This window comes from Acidithiobacillus sp. TH-A36 (assembly GCF_057473445.1).
In genome coordinates, this window is sequence record NZ_JBYCKP010000478.1 from 1 (window position 1) to 1,307 (window position 1,307).

At 48.0% G+C, this 1,307-nt stretch carries 1 pseudogene; it reads right to left on the reverse strand.

The window, feature by feature from the left end:
• Positions 1-608: 608 nt before the first annotated feature.
• Positions 609-1,307, reverse strand: a pseudogene (locus AC2VLY_RS12265) (DUF3857 domain-containing protein); the annotation flags it as partial.

Below are 1,307 nucleotides of genomic sequence, written 5' to 3' on the forward strand. Positions count from 1 at the left end.
ATCGCCGTAGATGCGTCCAATTTTTGAGAAAACACCTTCAGAATTAGAATTATCTATTATTATATAAATCGGGACCAAGAAATTAGTGGTAAGATAAGTCGTATCATTTTTTCTCGTTAAATTAAAAAACTGATTGCCAAACATGATAATCTCCTTATTGGTTGATCGCTATCTCAAGGGGCAAACCAAGACCCAGATTACCCAGGTGAGACATGTTAATGAAATTCATGTTAACACTATAAATTATTCTCCCTGAGATTTTTATTTGTTAATCTTATCAATCCATATTTTTATCAAACCAAACAGAATACGAAGCATCAATAACATAATGATTAAAGACCAACATATGATTACATATACTGGTAAGCTTCCTGAAGGCCATAAAAAATAAATTATAAATGGCCCGCACAAAAGCAGCACAAAACTTATTAATCTATTTCTTGGTTTTGCGGCCATGCATACTCCATTACGCCATATAAAATTTAGCGCTTCAAAAACTCCACCATCATTAGGCCAATACTTTTTTATCCCAAGCATTTGCAATTCCTTGCGGCAATGGCTGCAACCCCCAGCATCTTTATTCGCTCGCTTCCTTCTTCACTGGCTGGTCAATGGTGCAAATCGGATACCGCAAATCCCTCCTGACTGATGGCATAGGCCTGACTGAGGAGCTTATAGAGCTCGGGATACTGTTCCGGGCTATACACCACATGGGCCAGTGCCATGTGGTAGGTCACCTGCAATTGGTCGGCACTGAGGGGGTCAATGGTTTCGGTGAATTCCCCGGCGGCATTCTTGACCTGTTCCGTGTGCTTCTGCACTTTCCAGGAGAAACCCTTGGGCAGGGTCACCTCTGTACTCCATTCGCCATGACCATAGGGCATGAACGCCGGATAGTGGACGGTGGGGCTGCTGAGTCGGGCGGTCAGGTTGCGCAGGGAAGCGGTATTCAGGCCATAGTGCAGATGAATGCGCGTGCCATTGCTGAGGGGAACGCCGGGTGCCGTCTGCCATTTGGCCTGAATGGTGAAGGGATCCTGGAGGCTATGGGTGGGGGAAGTACTCAAAGAACTGCTTTGGGCCATGCCCCCCGCCTGAGCCAAGGCCTGATGCAGGACGGCCCCATATTCACTCATGGGTACCCGGGCCAGCAGGTCTTTCCAGATCCAGGCGCCATAACCGCTCAGGTGAAGGGATTCGCTCGCGTCCATACTGCCATCCGCGTGGACGCTGACTTTTTCCGTGCCAGTCATGCCACTGGCTGCGGGACCATCGCCGGGGGTGGTGGCCATTTTGGAGTGATCGCT